6 protein-coding genes, 3 rRNA genes and 2 pseudogenes (1 of these 11 only partly in view) are annotated in these 25,403 nt (G+C 59.6%); 5 read left to right on the top strand and 6 right to left on the bottom strand.

All coding sequences use genetic code 11. From position 1 onward, the window contains the following. Positions 1 to 106: 106 nt before the first annotated feature. On the bottom strand, positions 107 to 15,340 hold the full coding sequence (locus tag ACE4QZ_RS02975; RefSeq protein ID WP_410480395.1) for a retention module-containing protein: 15,234 nt from the start codon (positions 15,338 to 15,340) through the stop codon (positions 107 to 109). Positions 15,341 to 16,330: 990 nt separating this feature from the next. Between ACE4QZ_RS02975 and ACE4QZ_RS02970 the strand changes: the two genes are divergently transcribed. Both ACE4QZ_RS02970 and ACE4QZ_RS02965 read left to right on the top strand, forming a co-directional pair. Then, positions 16,331 to 18,487, top strand: coding sequence for a type I secretion system permease/ATPase (locus tag ACE4QZ_RS02970; RefSeq protein WP_021785124.1), 2,157 nt, complete (start codon positions 16,331 to 16,333; stop codon positions 18,485 to 18,487). After that, positions 18,477 to 19,853 carry an HlyD family type I secretion periplasmic adaptor subunit gene (locus ACE4QZ_RS02965; RefSeq protein ID WP_021785125.1) on the top strand — a complete coding sequence of 459 codons (1,377 nt, stop codon included), beginning with the start codon at positions 18,477 to 18,479 and terminating at the stop codon, positions 19,851 to 19,853. The genes ACE4QZ_RS02970 and ACE4QZ_RS02965 overlap by 11 nt, the downstream gene beginning before the upstream one ends. A 156-nt stretch (positions 19,854 to 20,009) precedes the next feature. On the opposite strand, the gene lapD is transcribed toward ACE4QZ_RS02965, so the two are convergent. Next, positions 20,010 to 21,956 carry a cyclic di-GMP receptor LapD gene (gene lapD, locus ACE4QZ_RS02960; RefSeq protein WP_021785126.1) on the bottom strand — a complete coding sequence of 649 codons (1,947 nt, stop codon included), beginning with the start codon at positions 21,954 to 21,956 and terminating at the stop codon, positions 20,010 to 20,012. Between the two features lie 10 nt (positions 21,957 to 21,966). After that, positions 21,967 to 22,728 carry a cysteine protease LapG gene (gene lapG, locus ACE4QZ_RS02955; protein WP_172402884.1) on the bottom strand — a complete coding sequence of 254 codons (762 nt, stop codon included), beginning with the start codon at positions 22,726 to 22,728 and terminating at the stop codon, positions 21,967 to 21,969. A 203-nt stretch (positions 22,729 to 22,931) separates the two neighbouring features. On the opposite strand from lapG, the gene ACE4QZ_RS02950 reads away from it, so the two are divergent. From ACE4QZ_RS02950 to ACE4QZ_RS02940, 3 genes and pseudogenes are all read left to right on the top strand, one after another. Then, positions 22,932 to 23,621 carry a GntR family transcriptional regulator gene (locus tag ACE4QZ_RS02950; protein ID WP_021785128.1) on the top strand — a complete coding sequence of 230 codons (690 nt, stop codon included), beginning with the start codon at positions 22,932 to 22,934 and terminating at the stop codon, positions 23,619 to 23,621. Between the two features lie 155 nt (positions 23,622 to 23,776). After that, positions 23,777 to 23,916: pseudogene (locus ACE4QZ_RS02945) on the top strand (RNA polymerase subunit sigma); the annotation flags it as partial. A gap of 38 nt (positions 23,917 to 23,954) precedes the next feature. Then, positions 23,955 to 24,302: pseudogene (locus ACE4QZ_RS02940) on the top strand (TonB-dependent receptor domain-containing protein); the annotation flags it as partial. A gap of 66 nt (positions 24,303 to 24,368) precedes the next feature. On the opposite strand, the gene rrf (ACE4QZ_RS02935) reads toward ACE4QZ_RS02940, so the two are convergent. The 3 genes from rrf (ACE4QZ_RS02935) to ACE4QZ_RS02925 all read right to left on the bottom strand — a co-directional run. Further along, positions 24,369 to 24,484 (bottom strand): 5S ribosomal RNA (gene rrf, locus ACE4QZ_RS02935). A 109-nt stretch (positions 24,485 to 24,593) separates the two neighbouring features. After that, positions 24,594 to 24,709: ribosomal RNA gene (gene rrf / locus ACE4QZ_RS02930) — 5S ribosomal RNA — on the bottom strand. Positions 24,710 to 24,840: 131 nt separating this feature from the next. After that, positions 24,841 to 25,403 (bottom strand): 23S ribosomal RNA (locus ACE4QZ_RS02925) (it continues 2,330 nt past the right edge of the window).

The following is a 25,403-nucleotide window of genomic DNA, read 5'->3' as shown; positions in this document are numbered from 1 at the left end:
AGCAGCATAGGCAAAGATCGCCGGGCGCGCAGGCCCGGCGCCAGAGTATGCGCTGTTGGCGAGTGGCAGGAAAGAGCCGGGGCCGCTATGCGGCCCCGGTGGTCTATCAGCTGTCCTTGTTGTGGATGATGATGGTCGGGTCGGCACCGCTGATCAACGAGTTGATCGTCTGGTTGGACCAGTTAACCCCTTCCAGCTTGATGGTCACGTCGGCGTTGGCGATACCACCTTCGGCGTTGAGCTTGCCTTCGCTGCTGACTTGCAAGGTGGTCGTACCCTCCACCGTGGTGAGCTTCAGGTAGTTATCGATGGTGCTGCCCTTCTCGCCCTGGAGCAGGTCCTTCAGGTCGATACGGTCACCCTCGGCCTTGTTGAAGTCCTTGATCACGTCGTTACCAAGGTCGCCAGCCTTCCACACGAAGGTGTCGGCACCGCTGCCACCGATCAGGATATCGTCGCCATGGCCACCGATCAGGGTGTCATTGCCAGTACCGCCCAACAGGATGTCGTTACCTCTGCCACCATCTAGCGTGTCGTTACCACCTTGGCCGAAGAGGATGTCATTGCCATTGCCGCCCGACAGGATGTCGTTGCCGTCTTTGGCTCCGGAGATATCGAACTCAGTGTAGTGTTCGGTGATGTACTGGTGAACATTGCTGGTAGTGACAGCACTGGCTTCAACACCGCTCTTCTCTGCAACGTACGTCTGCAGGGCCTGGTAGCCATCGCTGACGACACCGTTGAGGGTGATCAGGTCACCGAAGATGATGTCGTTGCCGTTACCACTATCAATGGTGTCGGCACCTGGCACCGTTGCTTCGGAGTGACCGAGAATCGCCTTGGCCAAATCGGACGGGTCGATATTGGTCTGTGGCTTGCCGGCACTGTCGTAAGGTTTCAGATCGTTCAGCGTGACATCGCTGTTCAGGCCGATAGCCTGGACTTTGCTCAAGCCGTTAGTGCCACCGAGCACGTTGAAACTCGCCGTAGAGCCAGCAGCCGCTTCAGTGTAGCTCCACCCATTACCCCAGCCCGCTCGCGAGGAGATCTCGTAGGTACCATCACCTTGAGCATGGATGGTGCCCAGTTCGTAAGTGTCGACTCTGCCATTACTCTTGTACGTGTAGACGTACACAGTGCCATCACTGTCGATTTCGAACTTGTGCGTACTGTCGACCATGGTGCTGAACGTGTCACCAATCTTGTAGTTGTTGACGTTCACAACATCATCCAGATATTTGCCACCTGTCCACAGACGAGGGTTGGTCGACTCGTCACTCTGGTAGTAGGTCGGCTTGCCATCAGTGATGAAATAGGTGAGGTTCTCCGCACCAGAGTTGCTCAAGGCCATCGTGCTCTTGAAGAAGTTGGACGTGGTCTTGAACGCGTCCTCGTAGTTGGTACCGCCACCGTAGCTGGTCCCCCCAACCATCGAGTTCAATACCGCTTGCAGTTTGCTCAGGGCATTCGAATCGGCCAGATTCACCGCCACGTTCTTGTTGACCTGGCTATCGAAGTCGACGAGGAAGATGTTCACGGTACCCGAGGTGTCCGAGCCCAGGCTGGCCTTGAGCGAATTGAACACCGAGGCCAACTGCGTCTTGGCATCTGCAATCGACTTGTCGCTCATACTGCCCGAGCTGTCGACCATGAAGGCGATATTGTAATTCTTGCCCTGAACCACGTTCAGCCCGGATACGTCAGCAACGATGATGTCGTTGCCTTCACTACCGGTCATCGTGTCATTGCCCGAGGTACCCACACTTGCCTTGTAGGTCGCAGCGTACACCGTCACCGGGATATTGCCGGTGGTGATGGCCGAGCCGCCCAGGCTTTCGGTGGCAGTCGAGGTAACCGTGATGTCGAACGAGCCTTTGTAATAGGCCGGCGGGGTCAGCGTCAGGCTGCTGAGTTTCCAGCCTGTCACATCGACCGGGGCAGTACCAACCGTGACCGTGTGGCCTGCACCATCGCTCAACACGGTACCTTTCGGGATACCGCTGAGTGTCACGTTCAGGCTTTCGGAGCCGTCGGTGTCGGTCAGGGCGGTGGAAATACCGACCAGTTTCACCGAGCCACCCTCTGGCCCTTCGTTGAGTTTGTAGCCGTCGTAGTAGCTCTGACCGTTCACGGTGTGCAGGTCAGACACGCCCAGGCCGGCATTGGCCATCTCGGTAACGTTCTGGTACATCTTGACGTTCGAGCTGCTCAGGTCGGTAACGGCACCGGAGCCTACCTGGATGTTCAGGTCATAGCTGCCTGGGCCGGACTGGTTGGCATGGTAGACCTCGATCGGGTAGTAGCCGCTGGTATTCGGGGTAAAGGTACCCGACACCCCGCCACCGGCTCCCCAGGTGGCCGTGACTACAGTCTTGCCACCGATGGTGACCACGAAGCTGTCGTCGGCCGAACCACTGAAGGTATAGACCTTGCCGGCTTCCAGGTAGATCAGGCCAGACGTTTTTGAACCGGTGCCAGCGGTGACGCTGCCATCGGACTGCACATTGGTAGTGGTGCTGCTGGAGTTGGCACTGCCGGAGTTGGCAAAGACCGCCTTCAGATTCTCGCCGGTAATGCCGTTGCCGCCAGTACCCAGGCCGTTGAGGCTTGTCCAGACTTCCTTGGTCAGCCCTTTGGACTCGATATCGGCGTTGCCGAAGCTCAGGGTCGGTTTGTCGGCAACCGGGCTGATATCGACCTTCATGGTCACTTCGCTGCCCAGGTTGGTGTCATCGTTTGGCTTGAACTTGAACTGGGCGTAGTCGGCCTTCTGGTTACCCACGCCATTACCACCGTAGTTGTCCGCCCCCGACTGGTTCAGGGCCGGAACGAACTTCAGGTGCTGGGCAGTGATATCTGCCTGGCTGACCACCTGGCCAGCGGCCACATTCACCCATGCAGTACCGTTGAAGAACTGCAGGTTGCCGGCGACCGGGAGCGAGGTGATGGTCACGGACAGGTTAGTGTTGCCATCGGCATCGGTGACTTTGAAATCACTCCAGGCAAACACGTAATCGGTGTCCTCCACGCCAAACACCGCGCCACCAGGCGAAACCGGCAGGTGATCATTGTCGAGAATGGTGGTCGTCACGCTCGATTTGCTGCTATCGACCTGCAGGTTCTCGAAGTTACCACCCGTGGCGGTTTCAATCTTCACGACGAAGTTTTCGGTACCTTCGACCAGCTTGTCGTCGATGGTAGCGATATTGAACGTCGTGCCTGTGCTGTTGGCCGGAATCTTCACGGTCGCAACACCGGTGAAGTCGTCACCGTTTTTGGCGGTACCGCTGTAGCTAAGGGTGATAGTGACTTCGGACTTGGACGCGTTGCTCAGGGTCAGCGTGTACTGGCCGGTTTCACCTTCGGTCAGAGAAGACGTGCCGGTAATACCGACGGTGGTGACGTCACCCTGATTGCCGGTGCCCGGAGTTCCCGTACCTGGTTCGTCGGTCACGGCGGTGCTGACCGGGGTCTTGTCCAGCGTCAGTTGCTCGAACTTGCCGACATCCGCGCCTTCAACGGTTGCGATCGATTTGATCACAGGGTCGTTGGTACCGACGTAGACGTTGTCCGGGGCAGTCACGGTGGCAGTGCCCACGGTACCGTTGGCCGGTACGGTGATGACTGTGGTGCCGTCGCTCAGCGTGAAGGTCAAGGCGCTGTGATTGTTGATCGGCAGGCCGTCTTGGTTGGTCAGCGTGATGGTGTAGGTGATCTCGCCGCCTTCGGTCACCGAAGGGGTCGCGGTCAGCTTGGCCACCACTTCGTCAGTGGTGTCGGTGACATCCACCTTCGCAGCACCGCCCAACTCGAGGTTTTCGAAGGTGCGACCGTCGACATCCACAGCGGAGGTGATGCCCAGGCTGATCTGGCCAGCATCGTTGTAGACGTCATCGCCTTGTGCGTCGTGAGTGTACGGCGCGCTGGTCTCACCGGCCTTGATGGTGACCTGGGCGTTGTTGCTCAGGGTCACGACCAGGTCGTGGTCCAGCGGCTGGTTGACGTGCACGGTGAAGGTCGGTTTGACGTTCTCGGCTACCGAAGTCTGGTCGGCCGTGATGGTGACCTTGACCAGGTCGCCTTCGTTGTTGCCGCCCGGGTTACCTGGGGTACCTGGCTCGTCAGTGACCGCTGTGCTGACCGGGGTCTTGTCGAGAGTCAGTTGCTCGAACTTGCCAACATCTGCGCCTTCAACGGTTGCGATCGACTTCACGACAGCGTCGTTGGTGCCGACGTAGACGTTGTCCGGGGCAGTCACGGTCGCAGTGCCCACGGTACCGTTGGCCGGCACGGTGATGACGGTGGTGCCGTCGCTCAGCGTGAAGGTCAAGGCACTGTGATTGTTGATCGGCAAACCGTCTTGGTTGGTCAGCGTGATGGTGTAGGTGATCTCGCCGCCTTCGGTCACCGAAGGGGTCGCAGTCAGCTTGGCCACCACTTCGTCGGTGGTGTCGGTCACTTGAACCGAAGCCGCACCGCCGAGTTCCAGGTTCTCGAAGGTCGCACCAGTGGCGTCCTCCGCCGAGTTGATACCCAGGCTGATCTGACCTGCGTCGTTGTAGACGTCATCGCCTTGTGCCGTGTGCTCGTATGGCGCGCTGGTGTCGCCAGCCTTGATGGTGACCTGGGCGTTGTTGCTCAGGGTCACGACCAGGTCGTGGTCCAGCGGCTGGTTGACGTGCACGGTGAAGGTCGGTTTGACGTTCTCGGCCACCGAAGTCTGGTCGGCCGTGATGGTGACCTTGACCAGGTCGCCTTCGTTGTTGCCGCCCGGGTTACCTGGGGTACCTGGCTCGTCAGTGACCGCTGTGCTGACCGGGGTCTTGTCGAGTGTCAGTTGCTCGAACTTGCCAACATCCGCGCCGTCAACGGTAGCGATCGACTTCACGACAGCGTCGTTGGTACCGACGTAGACGTTGTCCGGGGCAGTCACGGTGGCAGTGCCCACGGTACCGTTGGCCGGTACGGTGATGACTGTGGTGCCGTCGCTCAGCGTGAAGGTCAAGGCGCTGTGATTGTTGATCGGCAGGCCGTCTTGGTTGGTCAGCGTGATGGTGTAGGTGATCTCGCCGCCTTCGGTCACCGAAGGGGTGGCAGTCAGCTTCGCCACGACCTCGTCAGTGGTGTCGGTGACATCCACCTTCGCAGCACCGCCCAACTCGAGGTTTTCGAAGGTGCGACCGTCGACATCCACAGCGGAGGTGATACCCAGGCTGATCTGGCCAGCATCGTTGTAGACGTCATCGCCTTGTGCCGTGTGCTCGTATGGCGCGCTGGTGTCGCCAGCCTTGATGGTGACCTGGGCGTTGTTGCTCAGGGTCACGACCAGGTCGTGGTCCAGCGGCTGGTTGACGTGCACGGTGAAGGTCGGTTTGACGTTCTCGGCTACCGAAGTCTGGTCGGCCGTGATGGTGACCTTGACCAGGTCGCCTTCGTTGTTGCCGCCCGGGTTACCTGGGGTACCTGGCTCGTCAGTGACCGCTGTGCTGACCGGGGTCTTGTCGAGAGTCAGTTGCTCGAACTTGCCAACATCTGCGCCTTCAACGGTTGCGATCGACTTCACGACAGCGTCGTTGGTACCGACGTAGACGTTGTCCGGGGCAGTCACGGTGGCAGTGCCCACGGTACCGTTGGCCGGTACGGTGATGACGGTGGTGCCGTCGCTCAGCGTGAAGGTCAAGGCACTGTGGTTGTTGATCGGCAGGCCGTCTTGGTTGGTCAGCGTGATGGTGTAGGTGATCTCGCCGCCTTCGGTCACCGAAGGGGTGGCAGTCAGCTTCGCCACGACCTCGTCAGTGGTGTCGGTGACATCCACCTTCGCAGCACCGCCCAACTCGAGGTTTTCGAAGGTGCGACCGTCGACATCCACAGCGGAGGTGATACCCAGGCTGATCTGGCCAGCATCGTTGTAGACGTCATCGCCTTGTGCCGTGTGCTCGTATGGCGCGCTGGTGTCGCCAGCCTTGATGGTGACCTGGGCGTTGTTGCTCAGGGTCACGACCAGGTCGTGGTCCAGCGGCTGGTTGACGTGCACGGTGAAGGTCGGTTTGACGTTCTCGGCTACCGAAGTCTGGTCGGCCGTGATGGTGACCTTGACCAGGTCGCCTTCGTTGTTGCCGCCCGGGTTACCTGGGGTACCTGGCTCGTCAGTGACCGCTGTGCTGACCGGGGTCTTGTCGAGTGTCAGTTGCTCGAACTTGCCAACATCTGCGCCGTCAACGGTAGCGATCGACTTCACGACAGCGTCGTTGGTACCGACGTAGACGTTGTCCGGGGCAGTCACGGTGGCAGTGCCCACGGTACCGTTGGCCGGTACGGTGATGACGGTGGTGCCGTCGCTCAGCGTGAAGGTCAAGGCACTGTGGTTGTTGATCGGCAGGCCGTCTTGGTTGGTCAGCGTGATGGTGTAGGTGATCTCGCCGCCTTCGGTCACCGAAGGGGTGGCAGTCAGCTTCGCCACGACCTCGTCAGTGGTGTCGGTGACATCCACCTTCGCAGCACCGCCCAACTCGAGGTTTTCGAAGGTGCGACCGTCGACATCCACAGCGGAGGTGATACCCAGGCTGATCTGGCCAGCATCGTTGTAGACGTCATCGCCTTGTGCCGTGTGCTCGTATGGCGCGCTGGTGTCGCCAGCCTTGATGGTGACCTGGGCGTTGTTGCTCAGGGTCACGACCAGGTCGTGGGCCAGGGCGGTATTGATGTGCACGGTGAACGTCGGTTTGACGTTCTCGGCTACCGAGGTCTGGTCGGCCGTGATAGTGACCTTGACGATGTCGCCTTCGTTGTTGCCGCCCGGGTTGCCTGGGGTACCTGGCTCGTCGGTCACCTCGGTGCTGACCGGCGTCTTGTCCAGGTTCAGGTTTTCGAACTTCCACGCATCTGCGCCGCTGACGGCGTCGATGGCATTGACCACCGGCTGGTTAGCGCCGACATAGACGTTGTCCGGGGCGGTTGCAGTGGCCGAGCCCGTAGTGCTGTTCGCTGCCACGACAACAGTAGTGCCGTCGGTCAGCTTGAAGTACAGCTCCGAGTGGTTGTTGATCGGCAGACCATCTTTGTTGGTCAGCGTAATGGTGTAGGTGATCTCACCACCTTCGGTCACCGAAGGAGTCGCGGTCAGCTTGGCCACCACTTCGTCGAGGGTGTCAGTCACTTGAACCGAAGCGGCACCGCCCAGTTCCAGGTTCTCGAAGGTCGCACCAGTGGCGTCCTCCGCCGAATTGATACCCAGGCTGATTTCGCCAGCATCCTGATAGACGTCGTCACCTTGCGCATCGTGCTCGTACGGAGCGCTGGTATCGCCAGCCTTGATGGTGACCTGGGCGTTGTTGCTCAGGGTCACGACCAGGTCGTGGTCCAGCGGTTGGTTGACGTGCACGGTGAACGTCGGTTTGACGTTCTCGGCTACCGACATCTGGTCAGCAGTAATAGTGACCTTGACGATGTCGCCTTCGTTGCCCGGCGTACCTGGCTCGTCGGTCACCTCGGTGCTGACCGGCGTCTTGTCCAGGTTCAGGTTTTCGAACTTCCACGCATCTGCGCCGCTGACGGCGTCGATAGCATTGACCACCGGCTGGTTGGCGCCGACATAGACGTTGTCCGGGGCGGTTGCAGTGGCCGAGCCCGTAGTGCTGTTCGCCGCCACGACAACAGTAGTGCCGTCGGTCAGTTTGAAGTACAGCTCCGAGTGGTTGTTGATCGGCAAGCCGTCTTTGTTGGTCAGCGTAATGGTGTAGGTGATCTCGCCGCCTTCGGTCACCGAAGGGGTCGCGGTCAGTTTGGCCACCACTTCGTCGAGGGTGTCAGTCACTTGAACCGAAGCCGCACCGCCCAACTCGAGGTTTTCGAAGGTCGCACCAGTGGCGTCCGCCGCCGAATTGATACCCAGGCTGATTTCGCCAGCATCCTGATAGACGTCGTCACCTTGCGCATCGTGCTCGTACGGAGCGCTGGTATCGCCAGCCTTGATGGTGACCTGGGCGTTGTTGCTCAGGGTCACGACCAGGTCGTGGTCCAGCGGTTGGTTGACGTGCACGGTGAACGTCGGTTTGACGTTCTCGGCTACCGACATCTGGTCTGCAGTAATAGTGACCTTGACGATGTCGCCTTCGTTGCCCGGCGTACCTGGCTCGTCGGTCACCTCGGTGCTGACCGGCGTCTTGTCCAGGTTCAGGTTTTCGAACTTCCACGCATCTGCGCCGCTGACGGCGTCGATGGCATTGACCACCGGCTGGTTAGCACCGACATAGACGTTGTCCGGGGCGGTTGCAGTGGCCGAGCCTGTGGTGCTGTTCGCTGCCACGACAACAGTAGTGCCGTCGGTCAGCTTGAAGTACAGCTCCGAGTGGTTGTTGATCGGCAAGCCGTCTTTGTTGGTCAGCGTAATGGTGTAGGTAATCTCGCCGCCTTCGGTCACCGAAGGGGTCGCGGTCAGCTTGGCCACCACCTCGTCGAGGGTGTCAGTCACTTGAACCGAAGCTGCACCGCCGAGTTCCAGGTTCTCGAAGGTCGCACCAGTGGCGTCCTCCGCCGAATTGATACCCAGGCTGATTTCGCCAGCATCCTGATAGACGTCGTCACCTTGCGCATCGTGCTCGTACGGAGCGCTGGTATCGCCAGCCTTGATGGTGACCTGGGCGTTGTTGCTCAGGGTCACGACCAGGTCGTGGTCCAGCGGCTGGTTGACGTGCACGGTGAACGTCGGTTTGACGTTCTCGGCTACCGAAGTCTGGTCGGCCGTGATGGTGACCTTCACCAGATCGCCTTCGTTGTTGCCGCCCGGGTTACCTGGGGTACCTGGCTCGTCAGTGACCGCAGTGCTGACCGGGGTCTTGTCGAGTGTCAGTTGCTCGAACTTGCCGACATCCGCGCCTTCAACGGTTGCGATCGACTTCACAACAGCGTCGTTGGTGCCGACGTAGACGTTGTCCGGAGCAGTCACGGTGGCTGTGCCCACGGTACCGTTGGCCGGCACGGTGATGACGGTGGTGCCGTCGCTCAGCGTGAAGGTCAAGGCACTGTGATTGTTGATCGGCAGACCGTCTTTGTTGGTCAGCGTGATGGTGTAGGTGATCTCGCCGCCTTCGGTCACCGAAGGGGTCGCGGTCAGCTTGGCCACCACTTCGTCGGTGGTGTCGGTCACTTGAACCGAAGCCGCACCGCCGAGTTCCAGGTTCTCGAAGGTCGCACCAGTGGCGTCCTCCGCCGAGTTGATACCCAGGCTGATCTGACCTGCGTCGTTGTAGACGTCATCGCCTTGTGCGTCGTGAGTGTACGGCGCGCTGGTATCACCGGCCTTGATGGTGACCTGGGCATTGTTGCTCAGGGTCACGACCAGGTCGTGGTCCAGCGGTTGGTTGACGTGCACGGTGAACGTCGGTTTGACGTTCTCGGCCACCGAGGTTTGGTCGGCCGTGATAGTGACCTTGACGATGTCGCCTTCGTTGTTGCCGCCCGGGTTGCCTGGGGTGCCTGGCTCGTCGGTCACCTCGGTGCTGACCGGCGTCTTGTCCAGGTTCAGGTTTTCGAACTTCCACGCATCTGCGCCGCTGACGGCGTCGATGGCATTGACCACCGGCTGGTTAGCGCCGACATAGACGTTGTCCGGGGCGGTTGCAGTAGCCGAGCCCGTGGTGCTGTTCGCCGCCACGACAACAGTAGTGCCGTCGGTCAGCTTGAAGTACAGCTCCGAGTGGTTGTTGATCGGCAAGCCGTCTTTGTTGGTCAGCGTAATGGTGTAGGTGATCTCGCCGCCTTCGGTCACCGAAGGGGTCGCGGTCAGTTTGGCCACCACTTCGTCGAGGGTGTCAGTCACTTGAACCGAAGCCGCACCGCCCAACTCGAGGTTTTCGAAGGTCGCACCAGTGGCGTCCGCCGCCGAATTGATACCCAGGCTGATTTCGCCAGCATCCTGATAGACGTCGTCACCTTGCGCATCGTGCTCGTACGGAGCGCTGGTATCTCCAGCCTTGATGGTGACCTGGGCGTTGTTGCTCAGGGTCACGACCAGGTCGTGGTCCAGCGGTTGGTTGACGTGCACGGTGAACGTCGGTTTGACGTTCTCGGCCACCGAGGTTTGGTCGGCCGTGATAGTGACCTTGACGATGTCGCCTTCGTTGTTGCCGCCCGGGTTGCCTGGGGTGCCTGGCTCGTCGGTCACCTCGGTGCTGACCGGCGTCTTGTCCAGGTTCAGGTTTTCGAACTTCCACGCATCTGCGCCGCTGACGGCGTCGATGGCATTGACCACCGGCTGGTTAGCGCCGACATAGACGTTGTCCGGGGCGGTTGCAGTGGCCGAGCCCGTAGTGCTGTTCGCCGCCACGACAACAGTAGTGCCGTCGGTCAGCTTGAAGTACAGCTCCGAGTGGTTGTTGATCGGCAAGCCGTCTTTGTTGGTCAGCGTAATGGTGTAGGTGATCTCGCCGCCTTCGGTGACCGAAGGGGTTGCGGTCAGCTTGGCCACCACTTCGTCGAGGGTGTCAGTCACTTGAACCGAAGCGGCACCGCCCAGTTCCAGATTTTCGAAGGTCGCACCAGTGGCGTCCTCCGCCGAGTTGATGCCCAGGCTGATTTCGCCAGCATCCTGATAGACGTCGTCACCTTGCGCATCGTGCTCGTACGGCGCGCTGGTCTCACCGGCCTTGATGGTGACCTGGGCGTTGTTGCTCAGGGTCACGACCAGGTCGTGGTCCAGCGGCTGGTTGACGTGCACGGTGAAGGTCGGTTTGACGTTCTCGGCTACCGAGGTCTGGTCGGCCGTGATAGTGACCTTGACGATGTCGCCTTCGTTGTTGCCGCCCGGGTTGCCTGGGGTACCTGGCTCGTCGGTCACCTCGGTGCTGACCGGCGTCTTGTCCAGGTTCAGGTTTTCGAACTTCCACGCATCTGCGCCGCTGACGGCGTCGATGGCATTGACCACCGGCTGGTTAGCGCCGACATAGACGTTGTCCGGGGCGGTTGCAGTGGCCGAGCCCGTGGTGCTGTTCGCCGCCACGACAACAGTAGTGCCGTCGGTCAGCTTGAAGTACAGCTCCGAGTGGTTGTTGATCGGCAGACCATCTTTGTTGGTCAGCGTAATGGTGTAGGTGATCTCACCACCTTCGGTCACCGAAGGAGTCGCGGTCAGCTTGGCCACCACTTCGTCGAGGGTGTCAGTCACTTGAACCGAAGCTGCACCGCCCAACTCGAGGTTTTCGAAGGTCGCACCAGTGGCGTCCGCCGCCGAATTGATACCCAGGCTGATTTCGCCAGCATCCTGATAGACGTCGTCACCTTGCGCATCGTGCTCGTACGGAGCGCTGGTATCGCCAGCCTTGATGGTGACCTGGGCGTTGTTGCTCAGGGTCACGACCAGGTCGTGGTCCAGCGGTTGGTTGACGTGCACGGTGAACGTCGGTTTGACGTTCTCGGCTACCGACATCTGGTCTGCAGTAATAGTGACCTTGACGATGTCGCCTTCGTTGCCCGGCGTACCTGGCTCGTCGGTCACCTCGGTGCTGACCGGCGTCTTGTCCAGGTTCAGGTTTTCGAACTTCCACGCATCTGCGCCGCTGACGGCGTCGATGGCATTGACCACCGGCTGGTTAGCGCCGACATAGACGTTGTCCGGGGCGGTTGCAGTGGCCGAGCCCGTGGTGCTGTTCGCTGCCACGACAACAGTAGTGCCGTCGGTCAGCTTGAAGTACAGCTCCGAGTGGTTGTTGATCGGCAAGCCGTCTTTGTTGGTCAGCGTAATGGTGTAGGTGATCTCGCCGCCTTCGGTGACCGAAGGGGTTGCGGTCAGTTTTGCGACAACTTCGCTGATAGTGTCCGAGATTTCAACGGTGGCCGGTCCCCCCAAGGCCAGCTTCTCGAAGGTGGTACCCGGAACTGTAGCGTCGGTAACACTGAGCGTGATGGAGCCTGCATCGAGATAGACGTCATCGCCCTGAGCCGAGGTCTTGTACTCGACTTCGGTCTTACCGGCTTCGATCGTTACGACGTCGCCGTTTGACAGGGTTACGGTCATCGGACGGTCCAGCGCCTGGCTTACTTTCACAGTAAAGGAAGGCTGCTGGTCTTCGGTCACATTGCCATTGCTAACAATGCTTACAGTGACGGTATCGATGCTGTCATTGATGACCGTCGAGGCTGGAGTCGGATTCGGGGTCAACTGCTCAAAGTTACCGCCAGTGGCATTCTCGATGGTGACGCTGACGGTCGAACCGTTGTTGTAGACGTCATTTGCCGGGGTCTGGAAGTCGACACTGCCCTGGGTTTTGCCGGCTTCAACGGTGATGGTCTGGCCGTTGGACAGGGTCACGGTAACTGGAGTCTGGGCAGGATTGCTCAGGGTCACGGTGTAGGTGATCACGCCGCCTTCGGTCACGCTTGGCGAGGCAGTCAGGGTCGCAGTGGTGGTGTCGACCGAGTCGTTGATCGTGGTCTGAGCCGGGGTCGGGTTCGGGGTCAGTTGCTCGAAGTTGCCGCCCGTGGCGTTCTCGATGGTGACGCTGACGGTCGAACCGTTGTTGTAGACGTCATTCGCCGGGGTCTGGAAGTCGACACTGCCCTGGGTTTTGCCGGCTTCAACGGTGATGACTTGGCCGTTCGACAGAGTCACGGTGACTGGAGTCTGGGCAGGATTGCTCAGGGTCACGGTGTAGGTGATCACGCCGCCTTCGGTGACCGACGGGCTCGCCGTCAAGGTCGCAGTGGTGGTGTCGACCGAGTCGTTGATCGTGGTCTGAGCCGGGGTCGGGTTCGGGGTAAGTTGCTCGAAGTTGCCGCCCGTGGCGTTCTCGATGGTGACGCTGACGGTCGAACCGTTGTTGTAGACGTCATTCGCCGGGGTCTGGAAGTCAACGCTGCCCTGGGTTTTGCCGGCTTCAACGGTGATGGTCTGGCCGTTCGACAGGGTCACGGTCACCGGAGTCTGGGCAGGATTGCTCAGGGTCACGGTGTAGGTGATCACGCCGCCTTCGGTGACCGACGGGCTCGCCGTCAAGGTCGCAGTGGTGGTGTCGACCGAGTCGTTGATCGTGGTCTGAGCCGGGGTCGGGTTCGGGGTCAGTTGCTCGAAGTTGCCACCCGTGGCGTTCTCGATGGTGACGCTGACGGTCGAACCGTTGTTGTAGACGTCATTCGCCGGGGTCTGGAAGTCAACGCTGCCCTGGGTTTTGCCGGCTTCAACGGTGATGGTCTGGCCGTTCGACAGGGTCACGGTCACCGGAGTCTGGGCAGGATTGCTCAGGGTCACGGTGTAGGTGATCACGCCGCCTTCGGTGACCGACGGGCTCGCCGTCAAGGTCGCAGTGGTGGTGTCGACCGAGTCGTTGATCGTGGTCTGAGCCGGGGTCGGGTTCGGGGTAAGTTGCTCGAAGTTGCCACCCGTGGCGTTCTCGATGGTGACGCTGACGGTCGAACCGTTGTTGTAGACGTCATTCGCCGGGGTCTGGAAGTCGACACTGCCCTGGGTTTTGCCGGCTTCAACGGTGATGGTCTGGCCGTTGGACAGAGTCACGGTGACTGGAGTCTGGGCAGGATTGCTCAGGGTCACGGTGTAGGTGATCACGCCGCCTTCGGTGACCGATGGGCTCGCCGTCAAGGTCGCAGTGGTGGTGTCGACCGAGTCGTTGATCGTGGTCTGAGCCGGGGTCGGGTTCGGGGTAAGTTGCTCGAAGTTGCCGCCCGTGGCGTTCTCGATGGTGACGCTGACGGTCGAACCGTTGTTGTAGACGTCATTCGCCGGGGTCTGGAAGTCGACACTGCCCTGGGTTTTGCCGGCTTCAACGGTGATGGTCTGGCCGTTCGACAGGGTCACGGTGACCGGAGTCTGGGCAGGATTGCTCAGGGTCACGGTGTAGGTGATCACGCCGCCTTCGGTGACCGATGGGCTCGCCGTCAAGGTCGCAGTGGTGGTGTCGACCGAGTCGTTGATCGTGGTCTGAGCCGGGGTCGGGTTCGGGGTAAGTTGCTCGAAGTTGCCGCCCGTGGCGTTCTCGATGGTGACGCTGACGGTCGAACCGTTGTTGTAGACGTCATTCGCCGGGGTCTGGAAGTCAACGCTGCCCTGGGTTTTGCCGGCTTCAACGGTGATGGTCTGGCCGTTCGACAGGGTCACGGTGACCGGAGTCTGGGCAGGATTGCTCAGGGTCACGGTGTAGGTGATCACGCCGCCTTCGGTGACCGATGGGCTCGCCGTCAAGGTCGCAGTGGTGGTGTCGACCGAGTCGTTGATCGTGGTCTGAGCCGGGGTCGGGTTCGGGGTCAGTTGCTCGAAGTTGCCGCCCGTGGCGTTCTCGATGGTGACGCTGACGGTCGAACCGTTGTTGTAGACGTCATTCGCCGGGGTCTGGAAGTCGACACTGCCCTGGGTTTTGCCGGCTTCAACGGTGATGACCTGGCCGTTCGACAGAGTCACGGTGACCGGAGTCTGGGCAGGATTGCTCAGGGTCACGGTGTAGGTGATCACGCCGCCTTCGGTCACGCTTGGCGAAGCGGTCAGGGTCGCAGTTGTGGTGTCGATTGTATCGGTCACTTGGGTAACCGCTGGCGTTTGCGGCAATGTCACCGTCAGACCGCCACCACCGGTACTGCCTGTCACGGTCGCCGAAATCTGGCTCCCGTCGATGTAGGGAGTGTCATTTGCCGGAACTACGACGTTGACGCTTCCACTGGTCTGCCCGGCCGGAATGACGATCACGGCACCGTTGGACAGAGTAATTACCAAGTTGGTGGTCGGAGCCTGACCAACGGTGGCGGTATAAACGATTACGCCACCCGCTTCACTGATAGAGGGGGTTGCGCCAAGAATCAGATCAGTAGCAACGTTGGTATCCGTCGTGGGTGTGGTCACCAGGTTGTTGCCGTTGGTGTCCAGCAGGCCCACTTCTTCGCTATCGAGTACGCCCGCAAAGCCCAGCCCATCAGTCGGGAAGCCGACCGTCGGGTCAACTCGGCCAGCCGTTTCTTCGAGCATCACGAAGCTGTGGCCACCGCCCAGCGCACCACCACCCGCTGATGACGGGCCAGCGGCGGTAGCTTCAAGCTCAGTAGTCGGGTCAACACCAGCAGCAATAGCCTGCTGCAGCTCTTCCACCGAAGGCGCGGCCTGCGCTGCAGCCTGGCTCAGGTCGGTACTGCTGTCAGGCGCGTCGGCGCTCCATTGGCTGTCACGGCCCAGATCGAGCATACGGCCATCAGCCAGCTCCAGAGTAACTGCGCCACCAGGACCGGTGAGCACTTCCTCACCGGTCAGTAGGCGGTCACCTTCGATAAGTACACGCCGGATGCCCTCTGGGGATACCGCAATAACCTGGCCGACAATGCTTTTGACGATGGCTACAACGCTGCTCATTGGACTCTCCGTGTGACCCGATGGGTACTTCCCTGCCAGAGCGGCGCTTGATAGCCACTTCAGGCGGAACTATGTCGATGATCTCTTGACGTTTTGACGTCAATATTCCGTCTATAACTTTCTGGAATTGACTGACTGCCAAACTATTGACCTTATACAGGCCATCCTAAACAATCGGCAATGTAATGTCACATTGATATTTTTACCTTAGCCAAGCGTTTCCGAAGGACAAATGCCTTACATCATCTAAAGCGTGTTAATCCGTCAGCCACGGCACTTTTTTTCATACACCTTGGCAGCCGTAAATCATGCCGTCCTCGGTGGGCAATGTCAGCGTTACTGGCGTCAACATTCAGGTCACGCCCAATTGCCGGACTCTGATTGTCGAATAAGCACAAACCTTGCCGGAATGCGGCCAGGCAGAGGTCGATAACCAGCAAAGCCGGGGGTGCGTGCTCGCTTGAGGCACACCAGGTTTTCAAATCTGCGCCAGCCACGAGCAGCGATTTGTCACAAATCAAAGAGATGACGGACGAGTGCGCGAATACTGGCCTCCCGACCACCGGGAATCGCTTACGATTATTGAATGCAAGAAGGCAAAGGATCTGTTTTCTATAGATGAATTTTGACTAACAAGCCACAGATTTGCGCCAACAAACCAGCGCCTGTTTACTGACAATAACTAAGCTGAAACCCTAAGCCCTTGCATCCCGTCGCTGGGTCGCAGGCTATGCTGCAGTTGACGTCAAGCCGGATGATGGCTGGCTCAAAAATGAAACAATCATTGCGCCACTGCGTATGGTGCAAATGAAGCACGTAGAATTGTTTACTCAACACCGATTCAAGGCGACCATTGGCAAGTTGCTTAAGCATCGGGGCGTGAATCCCCTTATCAGCACAGCTTTACAGCACCAAAGAGAGCCAGGGTGAGCCGCCTGACCTTAACGACGGCACACCCCCTACCCACCACAAGGATGAAGAGAGCGCCGCGTGGAATCCGAAGTCAGTCGAGTCCAACTCAGCCACGATCCACGCAGTCAGCATGACGATCCCCTGCTGGATAGTCTGTTGAGCCTGTGTGTCCTGCACCAGAAGCCCGCCAGCCGGGTCATGCTGACAACAGGCCTACCGTTACCCGCCCAGCGCCTGAGCCCTGAACTGCTGCCTCGCGCCGCGGCCCGGGCCGGCCTGCAGGGGCGCGTTCTTCAGCGAAAGCTGGAGCAGATCCCGAGTATCGCCATGCCGGCCATGCTTTTGCTGAAGGAGGGCCGCAGCGCCGTCCTGCTCGGCTGGGAGAACGAAGACACCGCGCGCCTGCTACTCAGCGAAAGCGACGGTGGCGAGGTGCACGTCAGCCGCGAAGCACTGCTAAGCGACTACAGCGGCCGAGTATTCTTCGCGCAGCCTCAGCACAAGTTCGATGTCAACCACGGCAACCTCATCCCACGCGCGAAGTCGTGGTTCCGCGACACCCTGCTGCGCAGCAAGTGGTTGTATATCGACGCCATCGCCGCGAGCTTGGTGATCAACCTGATCGCCCTGGCCGCGCCACTGTTCGTGATGAACGTGTATGACCGGGTGGTGCCAAACCAGGCCACCTCGACGCTTTGGGTACTGGCCATCGGTATCGCCGGCGCGTACATCTTCGACCTGATCCTGAAAGGCCTGCGTGGCCTGTGCCTGGACCTGGCCGGCAAGAAGACCGATCTGATCATCTCGGCAACGCTGTTTGAACGTATCGTCGGCATGTCGATGAAGTACCGGCCGGCGCGGGTCGGCAGCTTTGCCCAGAACATTCACGAGTTCCAGGGCCTGCGCGACTTCCTCGCCTCGCTGACCCTGACCAGCCTGATCGACCTGCCCTTCACCATCCTGATTTTGATCGTCATCGCCATCATTGGCGGGCACCTGGTGTGGATTCCGATCATCGCCTTCCCGCTGGCTCTGGGTATCGGCTACGCCCTGCAGCGGCCACTGATGGCGACCATGGAGCGGACCATGGCGTTGGCATCAGAGCGCCAGTCCAGCCTGATCGAAACCCTGGCAGGTCTGGATGCGGTAAAGGTCAACAACGCCGAAAGCGAACGCCAGTACATGTGGGAGCAAACCCTCGGCACCCTGAGCCGCCTGGAACTGCGCGTGAAAGTGCTGTCGAGCCTGGCGATGAACATCACCCTGCTGATCCAGCAACTGGCAGGCGTGGCAATGATCTGCGTCGGCGTGTACCTGATCATAGATGGCAACCTGAGCATGGGCGGCCTGGTGGCTTGCTACATGCTCAGCGGCCGCGCCCTCGGCCCTTTGGGCCAGCTCAACGGCCTGCTCGCCCGCTACCAGCAAGCCAAGGTAACCATGGTCTCCACCGACCACATGATGGATCTGCCGCAAGAGCGCAACTTCGAAGAACGCCCGCTGAGCCGCAAGGTGCTGCAGGGCAGCGTGGAGTTCCGCGGGGTCGACTTCACTTATCCGAACCAGCAGAACCTGGCCCTGAAGAATATCAACCTGACCATCCGCCCTGGCGAGAAAGTCGGCATCATCGGTCGCAGCGGCTCGGGCAAGAGCTCGCTGGCCAAGCTCATCGTCGGCCTGTACGAGGCCGACGGTGGCTCGCTGCTGGTCGATGGCGTCGACATTCGCCAGATCGATGTCAGCGAACTGCGCCACAATATCGGCTACGTCCCACAGGACATTCAGCTGCTCGCCGGCACCTTGCGTGACAACCTGGTCAGCGGCGCCCGTTACATCGAGGACGAACTGATCCTGCAGGCCGCTGAACTGGCGGGTGTACATGAATTCGCCCGGCTGCACCCCGACGGCTACGAGCTGCAAGTGGGTGAACGCGGTCAGAACCTGTCCGGCGGACAGCGGCAGAACGTCGCCTTGGGCCGTGCGCTGCTGCTCAACCCGCAGATCCTGCTGCTGGACGAGCCGACCAGCGCCATGGACAACACCGGTGAAGAACGCCTCAAGCAGCGCCTGCAAGCGGTGGTAGAGGGCAAGACGGTACTGCTGGTCACGCACCGTGCCTCGTTACTGTCGCTGGTAGACCGGCTGATCGTGATCGATCGCGGGCAGATTGTCGCCGACGGCCCGAAAGCCGCGGTCATGGATGCACTGAAGAAGGGGCAGATCAGTGTTGCATAAGCTGGATATTGGGCAGTTCAAGGACGGCCTGCGGCGCTATTTCAAAGGCAGCGACTCGCTTGGCGGCCAGCCGCTGCCCGAGGTAAACAAAGCCCTGATCGAAGATGCGCCGCGGGTGGTTCGACTGACCATCTGGGGCGTGATCCTGTTCTTCGTGTTCTTGATCGTATGGGCGAGCGTTGCGCCCATCGACGAAGTTACCCGGGGTGAAGGCAAGGCCATTCCGTCTTCCAAGGTGCAGAAGATCCAGAACCTGGAGGGCGGAATCGTTGCCGAAATCTTCGCCAAGGAGGGGCAGATCGTCGAAGTGGGCCAGCCATTACTGCGCCTGGATGAAACCCGCTTCGCCTCCAACGTAGGTGAAACCGAGGCTGACCGCCTGGCCATGGCCCTGCGGGTCGAACGCTTGAGTGCCGAGGTCCAGGACATCCCGCTGGTAATCGACGAGAAGCTGCGTAAAGCCGCGCCAAACCAGGCGGCCAATGAAGAGTCGCTGTACCAGAGCCGGCGCCAGCAACTGCAGGACGAAATTGGCGGCCTGCAAGAGCAGTTGGTCCAACGCCAGCAGGAACTGCGCGAATACAGTTCCAAGCGCACCCAGTACGCCAACAGCCTTGCGCTGCTGCGCAAGGAAATCAGTATGTCCGAACCGCTGGTGGCAACCGGCGCGATTTCCCAGGTTGAAGTGCTGCGCCTGCGCCGTGCTGAAGTGGAAAACCGCGGTCAGCTGGATTCCACTGCGCTGGCGATCCCACGCGCAGAGGCGGCCATCCGCGAGGTGCAAAGCAAGATCGAAGAGACTCGTGGCAAGTTTCGAAGTGAAGCGCTGACCCAACTGAACGAGGCACGCACCGAACTGAACAAGGCTACTGCCACCAGCAAAGCGCTGGACGACCGGGTGCACCGCACACTGGTCACTTCGCCCGTGCGAGGTATCGTCAAGCAACTGCTTGTGAACACCATTGGCGGGGTAATCCAGCCAGGCAGCGATATCATCGAAGTCGTGCCACTGGACGACACGCTGGTCATCGAGGCTAAGATCCTGCCCAAAGACATCGCCTTCCTGCACCCTGGCCAGGAAGCGACGGTCAAGTTCACCGCGTATGACTACACCATCTACGGTGGGCTCAAGGCCAAGCTGGAGCAGATTGGCGCCGACACCATTACCGATGAAGACAAGAAGACTACGTATTACCTGATCAAGCTGCGCACTGATCGCAGCCACCTAGGGACTGACGAGAAGCCACTGCTGATCATCCCGGGGATGGTGGCGACGGTGGATATCATGACAGGCAAGAAGACCATCATGAGCTACCTGCTCAAGCCGATCATGAAAGCGCGCTCGGAAGCGCTGCGCGAGCGGTGATAGCCGGCCTGCTGGTTTCGCCATTGCTGCAGGAGCGGCCTTGTATCGCGACGGGGCTGCACAAGCGGCCCCGTGTATCGCTACGTGAATCCTGGGGCCGTTCCGCGGCCCTTTTCCGGCTCTAGGTCGCTTCTACGGCGGGGCACGAAAAGACGTTCAGCGCCAGGGCGCAGGCTCACCCACCAGTTGCCCCTGAATCCCGCCCACTCCCATCTCCTGCAACACCAACCGCTCCCCTTCCGTCTCGACTCGCTCGGCAATCAGCGGAAGGTCGATGCTGTGCGCCGCTCGCTGTATCGCTTCGATGAACAGCCGCTTGTGCTGCTCATGATCGATGTTGCGGATGTAACTGCCGTCAATCTTCAGGTACGCCAAGCCTAGGTGCGCCAGATTACCTATCATGCTGAAGCGCCCGCCAAAGCGTTGCAACGCCAGGCCGAAGCCAAGCCCATGCAGACGCCGGGTGAGTTGCTCCAATGCTGCCTGCTCAGGCAACTGCTCCTCGCCAATTTCAAATACCAGCCGCGGGCCAAGCGCCGCGTTCTGGCCCAGCAGCTCGAAAACGCGCTGAAGAGCCTTGGGGTCGGCCAGGGTGGCGGCGGACAGGTTCAACGCCAGCACCTGATCATGCCCTCGCAGGTGCGCCAACACTTTCTCCAGCACCAGCACATCCAGCCGCGGCATCCAGCCGAAGCGCTCCAGCCAAGGCAGGAAGCGGCCCGCCGGCAAGGCTTCACCCTGGCCATCCTGCAAACGCGAAATGACTTTGTGATGCAGTATCTGTTGCGAGGAAGCGCAATCCATCACGGGCTGGAAGAACAGTTCGAAATGCCCATTGATAAACGCCTGATCGAGCCGCTTGTGCCAGGCATGCTGGCTGTCCGCAGCAACCGCGGCAACACCTTGCTCAAGGCATACCCAACCTGGCGTTGGCTGGTTCTCAGCGCGGGCCAGAGCCTCGTCGGCGAGCTTCAGCAACGCCTGCGGTGAATCACCAGGGCTGAATGGCGCCAGGCCTATACATGCCACCGGGTCGATATCACTGGCACCTGTTTCGTGCAGGCTCTGCAACGTTGCCTCCAGAGCCTGGGCAAGCTGTACTGCCTCCTCATGCACCATGCCCGGTGCCAGCACTGCAAACTCGCCGCCGCGGCTGCGGGAAATGAGGTCTTTGGTTTCTGGGTAGCTGGCACATGTACGGCGCAGCTGTTCACCTACCGCTTGCAACAACTGGTCAGTACGCTGGCCGCCAAGGCGGGCGTTAAGGCCGGCCAGGCCCTGAACCCGCAACAAAAGCAGGTAGCCGGCGCGCGCGTCTTCCAGGTTGCTTACCCGAGTGTTCAGCTGCATTTCGAAATAGCGGCGGTTCGACAACCCGGTCAGGCTGTCCTGATAGGACTCCGCCCGCAGCCGTTCACTGCGCTCGGCCTGCTCGGTGAACAGGGCTTTGAGCTTCTCGACCATCTGGTTCATCGCTTGCACCACGCGGCGTAGCTCCGGCGTGCGTGGCAACTCTGGGAGGCTGAGGAATTCGCGGCGGGCAATGGCGTGGGATTGCTCGACCATGTAGTCCAGTGGCTTCAACTGACGGCGCAATAACAAGGCACCGAGCACGGCACTGGCCGCACCGCACAACAGCAACCAACCGAGGCTGCCCAAGGCACTTTGCCAAAGCTTGGCAATGGCGAACATCGGGTGGCTGATCACTTCAACGCGCGCGGCCTGTTGCCAGCCACGGCTGACGATTGCATCGCCGCCGGCGGCCTCTAGGCCGATCAGGTGCACGAACCAAAGCGGGACACCGCCAGGGTCTGGCTCGGCGTGACGCTCCACCAGCACGGCATTGGAGGCCAGGTCGACAACCTTGATGCTTGCATAGTAACCACTGTCGAAGATCGAGCTGACCATCAACTCGACCATCGCTGGGTCGTCGATATTCGGCGTCAGCGAAAGCGCCAGCGCAGTGGCCGCATCCTGAGCGTGCGAGCGCAACTGGTTGACGTACTGGCTGCGCGAGCTTTCCAGGCTGACCATGAAACTGCCACTGAAGGCGACTACCAGGAACAGGCAAATGGCCAACAGCAATTGTTTGAACAGTGACATCTGTGCTCCTTCAGTAAACCGGCTCGGCCGGGAACCCTTCGGCCTGCATTTTCTTCAACAAATCCTGCCAGCGTGACAGCCGCTTGGTATCACCAACCTTCTTGTTCCCTGCTGCGCCCGTCAGCCATAACCCCTCACCATTGAAGGCGTACACCGGTAGCAGGTCAGTACGCTGGCTTGCCGGCTTGATGGCATCCATCAGGCTGTCAAGCACCAAAGGCTGGGCCTGTGGGCTTGAATAATAGGTCAGGACCATGTGTGCCCGGTTCTGCCGCAGCGCCTTGACGTAGGTGATGCGCAGTTTTTCGCTGGGGATTCCCATGCGCCGAAGGCTGAAATATTTCGCAATAGCGTAATCCTCGCAGTCCCCTGCACCTTTGATCAGTGCCTGCACAGGTGTGGCCCAGTAGTCGACCTCATGCCACAGATCGATATCCTCGACATAACGCAATTGCTGGTTGAAGAAGCGGTTGATCACTTGCAACCGTTCAAGCTCAGTACCCTGCTTCTGCGTGGCCATCAGGTTCTGCCAGGCATCGATGCGGCCTTGTCCGGCACCCAGTGGGCCGTACAGGGCCTGCGACTTGCGGCTGATCTGGGAGAAATCCCAATCCGCGTGCAAGCCGCCCAGCAGAAGACTGCCCAGCAGCGCGGCAAAGCCGACATGTCGCACAACGGTTTTGAGCAAGCAGGATATCGCCACTGCGAAGCCCTGTTCAGACCAGTCGAAAGCAGCGATGGTGGGGCCTGCCACAGCAAAAGACAATGGCAACCTGCAATCACGCACCCGGCTGTCAGCCCACCTATACTTTCTACTTACATCTTTCTATAGGCAGCTTTCTTTGACGTGCGACTTCCTCCACCATAGCCGCGCTTTTGGGGCGCCCGTACCAGTGTGGGTGCAGGTTTGACACCCTCACAAGCTGTTACTAGCGTTATTGGATCCAATATAGTCATCGTTGAGGCAGGCGTAGCGTGGCCAAGAAAATCAAATTGAGTGATGTGCTGGCCAGCGAGCAGTTGTTGCCGCATCAGGCCCGTGGCGCGATTGAAGAACGCCTGCGCAGCGCCATTCTCGATGGTCGCTTGCCCCCTGGTACCGCGATTCGCCAACAAGAGCTCGCCACGTTGTACGGCGTCAGCCGCATGCCTGTGCGCGAAGCCCTGCGCCAGCTCGAAGCGCAATCCCTGTTGAATGTAGAGATGCACAAGGGCGCCGTAGTTGCGCCGCTGATCGGCGAGGACGCGGTTGACACCTATGCCCTTCGCGTATTGCTCGAGAGCGAGGCGCTACGCCAGTCTATCCCGCTGCTTGATGCCAGCGACATCGCCAGCGCCCGCGGGTTTATCCAGCAACTGGAGAACGAGACCAGCCACGCCGAAATTGGCCGCCTCAACCGCCTGTTCCACATGGCGCTGTACAGCAAGGCGCCGAACAAGAAACTACTGCGCCTTATCGAGAACGAACTGAACGAGGAAGAACGCTTCCTGCGTTTCCATCTTTCGTCCATGGGCCTGGGCAAACTGACTCAGGACGATCACAACGCACTGGTAGATGCGGCCAGCGACAAGCTGGTGGACGACGCTGTGGCGGTGCTGGAACAGCACCTCAATGGCGGGGCACGGGTGATCCGCAATTACCTGGATACGCACGTGGGGCGTTAGCCTGATACCGGCCTTACGCGCGAATTGATGGATTGCAAATTAGTACTGCCTGCAAAAAATGAGACTACATATCATTCATGCGCACGGATGCCTGCACCCTCCCCATGCCCAGCAACGAGTCCGTGCAAACGCTCTGAAGTGACCACCATGGCTGGTTGCATACTTGGCTCTGCAACACAGCCGAAACGGCAGATTTGGCCCAGTACACCTCCGTGAGCTTGCTAAAACGCTTGAACAATTGCAGCTGAATGCACCCACTGCCTTTTTACGCGCTGTAGCGCGAGGACTGGCTATACCCTGTCGCGTGAGCCTCAGCTGGCCGACGGCAGCAGGTATTCCAAGTTATTGCCGAGCCTGGTGGTGGGCGACAAGGGTAATTCGCCTACTCAGGCGCCGAAACAGATGCTCACGCTCTGAACCGACTGCCGCTAGGGGCCCTGGATGGTCTGCGGCTGGGCGGGGGGGCGAGAAGTGGGGGACAGCATGAAGGTGCCTTCCTACGCCCTGTTGGACGCCTCGATCGGCTATGACCTGGGCCAGGTCGTCCTGCTAGGTGTGGATGTGCGCTTGAACGCCAACAACCTTACCAATGAACGCTACATTACCTCATGTGTCAGCCTGAACTACTGCTACATGGGTGAAGAGTGCAATGTGAGCGCCACGGCCAGTTATCAGTTCTAACCGATATTGAAACCCATAAAAGACAAAGCCCCTGTCTGCATCGCAGACAGGGGCTTTGGGTTTGAATCTTGACGATGACCTACTCTCACATGGGGAAACCCCACACTACCATCGGCGATGCATCGTTTCACTGCTGAGTTCGGGATGGGATCAGGTGGTTCCAATGCTCTATGGTCGTCAAGAAATTCTGTGTGCTGGCTCGTCCTTCGGGCGCGCCTGCGAATATCTGTAGTTCCTACTTAAAGACAAAACCCCTACCTGCATGTGCAGATAGGGGTTTTGCGAAATGAATCTTGACGATGACCTACTCTCACATGGGGAAACCCCACACTACCATCGGCGATGCATCGTTTCACTACTGAGTTCGGGATGGGATCAGGTGGTTCCAATGCTCTATGGTCGTCAAGAAATTCTGTAGCCAGAATGTCCAGATGGACAGCCCAGCGAATTCGGATATGCGATATTTGTGGTCTTACGAATTTTCGGGTCTTTCGTCTTCACCACCGCAATCTGCGTCAGCAAATTGCTTGGGTGTTATATGGTCAAGCCTCACGGGCAATTAGTATTGGTTAGCTCAACGCCTCACAGCGCTTACACACCCAACCTATCAACGTCGTAGTCTTCGACGGCCCTTTAGGGGATTCAAGATCCCAGTGAGATCTCATCTTGAGGCAAGTTTCCCGCTTAGATGCTTTCAGCGGTTATCTCTTCCGAACATAGCTACCCGGCAATGCCACTGGCGTGACAACCGGAACACCAGAGGTTCGTCCACTCCGGTCCTCTCGTACTAGGAGCAGCCCCTCTCAAATCTCAAACGTCCACGGCAGATAGGGACCGAACTGTCTCACGACGTTCTAAACCCAGCTCGCGTACCACTTTAAATGGCGAACAGCCATACCCTTGGGACCGGCTTCAGCCCCAGGATGTGATGAGCCGACATCGAGGTGCCAAACACCGCCGTCGATATGAACTCTTGGGCGGTATCAGCCTGTTATCCCCGGAGTACCTTTTATCCGTTGAGCGATGGCCCTTCCATACAGAACCACCGGATCACTAAGACCTACTTTCGTACCTGCTCGACGTGTTTGTCTCGCAGTCAAG

Source organism: Pseudomonas sp. DCA-1, from assembly GCF_046523955.1.
In the GTDB taxonomy this organism is placed as follows: domain Bacteria; phylum Pseudomonadota; class Gammaproteobacteria; order Pseudomonadales; family Pseudomonadaceae; genus Aquipseudomonas; species Aquipseudomonas putida_Y.
The sequence above is the reverse complement of the archived record's forward strand: the minus strand, read 5'-3'. Positions and strand labels throughout refer to the sequence as shown.